The sequence below is a fragment of the Methanobrevibacter sp. genome, assembly GCF_017447225.1.
Lineage (GTDB): Archaea > Methanobacteriota > Methanobacteria > Methanobacteriales > Methanobacteriaceae > Methanocatella.
In genome coordinates, this window is sequence record NZ_JAFSNZ010000034.1 from 1 (window position 1) to 4,966 (window position 4,966).

Below are 4,966 nucleotides of genomic sequence, written 5' to 3' on the forward strand. Positions count from 1 at the left end.
ATATCTTGTAGTTTCAATTACAAGATCAGGTTTAATTAATTTTAAGCTATTTTTAAGACTCTTATTAGAGGACATGACATTATATCCCCAGTAAATGTCATCTGGTTTATCAGGTGTGACTATTACTTCTTTCTTAGCTATTTTAGCAATCTTAAAGTCAAAAATCTGTTTAACTGAAAGTTGCTCTTTGCAGAATGCAAGTTTATCCATACCTATATCAACAAAAGTTCCTTTATTGTTTCTTTTAACAGTGTATCCTTGTCTATAATCACCGACGTCAGGTTGATTATTTAAAGGATGATGTGGAGTTCTTAAAGGTGGGAGTATTCCTACATGCTTAAGTTCTTTTTTTATTGGAAAAGCTTGTTTCCTCAGATACTGAGGTGTATCCATAAAACTTAAAACTTCAGCCATAAAGGCTCCGTCACTTTCTCCATCTTCATTTTTCATATGATCATCATTATAAATAACCACATTATCTGCTTGAAACACGGCTAAAGCTCTACCTAAAATCCCTACTTTATAAGTACGGACTTTGAGATCTTTAGACTCAGAAAGAAATGAATTTGGAATAAATATAGATAGCTCATCTTTATACATCATACATAATATATTATGTAAACTATATAAAGATTACCCTACATTTAACTTCACTAAAATAGATTTACACATTTAAAGTATTATATCAACTATAATACCTGTAGCTCTTTTTATGCTACCAACTTTTTTATACTCAGAGAATATATTAATATTATATATTAAGCATCTACTATATAAAGCTATTGATTTTTAGGTTAAAAAAAGAAAAAAATAGGGTTTTTAAAAAAAATTAAATGACAGTAACCCTATTTCCAATAGCCATTTGGTCATAAATCGAAGTAATAATATATTCGCCGGACTGCAAATTGATATTCAATCTGGCCAAACCGTCTGCATCAGTTAACCTATTATAGAAGACACCATTTATGTTAAATGTGATGTTTTGCCCAGAATAAGGTTTTCCAACACCATCAATAAGTTTCGCTACAAAAGGATCTGATGTTCCATAATTTTTAACCAAATCCTCAGCAGACAACACCTGCAGAACAGTAATGTTATTGGAAACCATGCATCCATCATAAATTGCAGTTATTATGTAATTGCCCGGCTGCAAATTGATATTGAGCTTGGCATGGCCTGTAGCATTGGAAGTCCTGTTATAAAATACTCCATTTATATTGAATGTCACATTTTCACCGGAAACAACATTTCCCTGTTTATCACAGATGCGGACAACATACTGGCTTGCGTTCCTGCAGAATTTGACAAGGTCCCTATTTTCTGTAATGGACGGAAGTACAGTAATCACATTGGATGTTTTTTCACCGGTTAATGTGTTTAATGATGTTATGATATAAGTTCCCTGATTTAAGTTAATATTCAATCTAGCAACACCAACAGAATTAGTGGTACGATTATATAATACGCCATTAATGTTGAAAGTGACAGACGTGTTTGCCAAATGATGGCCTGAAAAGTCTGTAAATATTGCATAGAATTGGGAATCGTTTTTGTATATTTTAGTTAGATTTGATGCATCAACTGTTGATTTGACAAAAATAACAGCATCAGTAGCATATGTTTTATTATTTTCATCAACATATGAAGCGTTTATACCATATTTTCCACTGTTTAAATTAATGCTTAATGAAGCCAAACCATTATCATCCGTTAAACGAGTATAGTCAACACCATTTAAACTGATTGTAACTGAAGCATTTGCTATCGGAAGATTATTGTTTGTTAAGTTTACGATAAATCTTGATCCGTCATGGTAATACATGTCCATGTCCTGACTTTCAATAATAATGCTGTCTTTTGATATTTCAAAATTCTGACTGGATGAAATATAAGTATAATATTCATTTTCCGGATGATATGCCTTTACAATATAATTCCCATAGCTTAGATTATTGAGTTTTAATGAAACACTTCCGAAAATATCCGTATTTTGACTGATATTTTCTATTAATATATTGTTTGAATCATAGACTTCCACAACAATCAGCTGGTTTGCTTGGCGATAATCAGCATAAACAAGCTGTCCCCCTTGACTGTTCTCAGCACCACTTACAAAATTTTCAACATTTCCGCTATTCATAACGCCATCAATACCCCAGAAAGTAACGTTTGAAAAGGAAACGGAAGATTCAGTTAATCTGTTGAATGCATTGCATACCAAATTATTTGCCCTGAATGTCGGAATAATCTCAACATCAGAATCGTTAATTGAAATGTTAAATAAAATCTCTGAAGATGAAGCCTTATTATTTATTAAAGAGGAGTTAACCAGATTCACATTGGAATCAAAATACACATGGAACACAGCTCCTCTATTGGCAGAATTATTGGTAAACATAGAATTGGAAATAGTGCCCTTTAATTCTGTCCCATAAATTACTGCACCATCTTTTTTAGCTGAACAGTTAATGACAGTGATATTATCGAAAACAACGGTGTTTTCATTTACGGCCATTGCTCCTCCGTTAGTTGAAGCATAACAATTCATGAAAACACAATCATATAAATAACTGCTTTTTCTCTGCCAGTCAATAGCTCCCGCCTGAGATGCACTACAGTTAATGAATCTGCAGTTATACATTTTATTTTCAGCTCCTTCAATATGCATTGCTCCACCCATAAAAGAATAACAATTAATGAAATTGGAGTTTTTCACTGTTAAAAAATTATTTCTAATATTTATTGCCCCTCCGCTCACCTGAGCAGAATCGTTGATAAAATCACAATCAGAAATGGTCACATATCTTGACCAGATATTAAAGCAAGACCCCTGTACTGAATAAGCATTGACAAAAGTAATTCCAGATATGTCAAAATAATCCCAGTTAATTGTAAATATGTTAGTTTTATTTCCATCAATTATAACTTTTTCTCCTTCAACAGCTTTTATTGTTAAATTTGAAAAAGGAACTACCAAATTAGTATTATTAACTCCAGAATATGTTCCTCCCCTAATATAAATTACATCATCTGAATAAGACTTATCAATGGCTGTGCGAAGGTCACTGAATGGATTATCGACAGAACCATTCCCATCAGCAGCACCATCAGCACTTACATAATAAGTATTGGATGTTAAGTTTTCATCAGCAGAAACAAAAGGAATCAATAAAAAAAATAATAATAGCAAAATCAAATAACGTTTCATAAAATCCCCTTTGTTAAATATTATACACAACGATGTTAATATATTTAAATGGTTGACCTTATTACAATCACATCAACATCCCTAGATTCCTTTGTATGGAAATCATAGATTTTTGGTATTGGAAAGCTATATCTGAAGATATGTGTTATTTTAAAAGAGAGCTTTTCAAAATAATCAATTAAAAACTCTTCAGTTGAAGCCATGTGAAATGAATATAATGCATTTGGAGAAAGTTCATATGCTTTTTTGACAAATTCCAAATCAATGCCCCTGTCAGCATGCTTTTGAGAACCGAAAGGCGGGTTTTGAAAAATCGTATCTGCTTCAAGATTCTTCTCAAGACTTAAAACATCTCCCACAATAAAATCAGCATTCCCAACATCCATATTTTTAGCATTATCACGGGCCCGATTAACGGACTCCACATCAATATCAACGCCTATTGAAGATTTGGCGCCCAATAAAGCAGATCCTATTGCGAATATACCGCTGCCGCAGCCCAAATCCAGAATATTCTTGTCTTCAATATCTCCTAGAGATAACGCATTCCACAACAGGTCTGAAGCAATTATTGACGGAGTTGAATACTGTTCAAGTTCGACTTTCGGATTTGGATGTGGAAGAACTGACTGAATTTTCATTTCCAAATGTTTTTTTCGTGTAATTTTTTTCATCTAATCAACAAATTTATTATTTATAGTACATATAATTATTATATACTAATAAATTACTTTGAGGTTTCAAATGTTTGAAAAAGTATTAATTGCAAATAGAGGTGAAATAGCTATCAGAGTTATGCGGGCTTGCCGTGAACTTGATATTGAAAGTGTAGCAGTATACTCTGATGCGGATAAGACCTCTCTTTATACAAATTATGCTGATGAAAGTTATCCTTTAGGTAATCCTTCACCGGCAAAATCCTATTTGAATATTGAAAAAATTATCAATATCGCACTTGAATCCGGAGCTGATGCAATTCACCCAGGATACGGATTTTTAGCAGAAAATCCTAAATTTGGAGAAGAATGTGAAAAAAATGGCATTAAGCTTATCGGACCGAGCGGAAAAGTTATCCATGAAATGGGAGATAAAATTACATCTAAAGCTTTAATGAAAAAAGCGGGTGTGCCTGTTATTGAAGGAACTCCCGAAGGTGTCAGTGATATTGAAGAGGCAAAAGAAATTGCTCGAGAAATCGGATACCCGGTTATTGTAAAAGCTTCCGCAGGTGGTGGAGGTATCGGTATGCGTGCAGTTTATGAAGAAGATGAACTTGTACGTGCAATAGAATCCACACAATCCGTAGCTGCAACAAACTTTGGTGATTCGACAGTATTCATTGAAAAATACCTTGAAAAGCCAAGACACATTGAATTCCAGCTTTTGGCTGATGAACATGGAAATGTGATTCATGTGGCTGATAGGGAATGTTCAATCCAAAGAAGACATCAGAAATTGCTGGAAGAAGCTCCTTCCCCAATCATGACCGAAGAATTAAGGGAAGAAATGGGTGGAAGTGCTGTTAAAGCTGCAGAATATATTGGTTATACCAGTGCAGGTACAGTAGAATTCCTATACGATAACGGAAATTATTATTTCCTGGAAATGAATACACGTATCCAGGTGGAACACCCTATTACAGAACTTGTTACAAACACTGATTTAATTAAAGAGCAAATCAGAATCGCTGCCGGTGAAGAGTTAAGCTATTCACAGGAAGACATTAAAGTTACAGGACATGCTATTGAATGCCGTATC

The 4,966-nt window shown here is 33.6% G+C and carries 4 protein-coding genes; 1 reads left to right on the forward strand and 3 read right to left on the reverse strand.

What is annotated here, in order from left to right; genetic code table 11:
- From IJQ68_RS03390 to IJQ68_RS03400, 3 genes are all read right to left on the reverse strand, one after another.
- The coding region (locus IJQ68_RS03390; RefSeq protein ID WP_292796951.1) for a putative RNA uridine N3 methyltransferase at nucleotides 1-600 on the reverse strand (600 nt) is incomplete at its 3' end.
- A gap of 229 nt (nucleotides 601-829) precedes the next feature.
- The gene (locus IJQ68_RS03395) at nucleotides 830-3,208 is read right to left on the reverse strand and encodes a hypothetical protein (RefSeq protein ID WP_292796954.1); all 2,379 of its coding nucleotides are present in this window, start codon (nucleotides 3,206-3,208) and stop codon (nucleotides 830-832) included.
- A 44-nt stretch (nucleotides 3,209-3,252) separates the two neighbouring features.
- Nucleotides 3,253-3,882 carry an METTL5 family protein gene (locus tag IJQ68_RS03400; protein WP_292796956.1) on the reverse strand — a complete coding sequence of 210 codons (630 nt, stop codon included), beginning with the start codon at nucleotides 3,880-3,882 and terminating at the stop codon, nucleotides 3,253-3,255.
- A 70-nt stretch (nucleotides 3,883-3,952) separates the two neighbouring features.
- On the opposite strand from IJQ68_RS03400, the gene IJQ68_RS03405 reads away from it, so the two are divergent.
- The coding region (locus tag IJQ68_RS03405; protein ID WP_292796959.1) for a biotin carboxylase N-terminal domain-containing protein at nucleotides 3,953-4,966 on the forward strand (1,014 nt) is incomplete at its 3' end.

What these genes read in the sequence shown, in the direction of transcription:
- IJQ68_RS03400 (WP_292796956.1), bottom strand. Translation starts at nt 3,882, where the DNA reads ATGAAAAAAATTACACGAAAAAAACATTTGGAAATGAAAATTCAGTCA.
- IJQ68_RS03395 (WP_292796954.1), bottom strand. Translation starts at nt 3,208, where the DNA reads ATGAAACGTTATTTGATTTTGCTATTATTATTTTTTTTATTGATTCCT.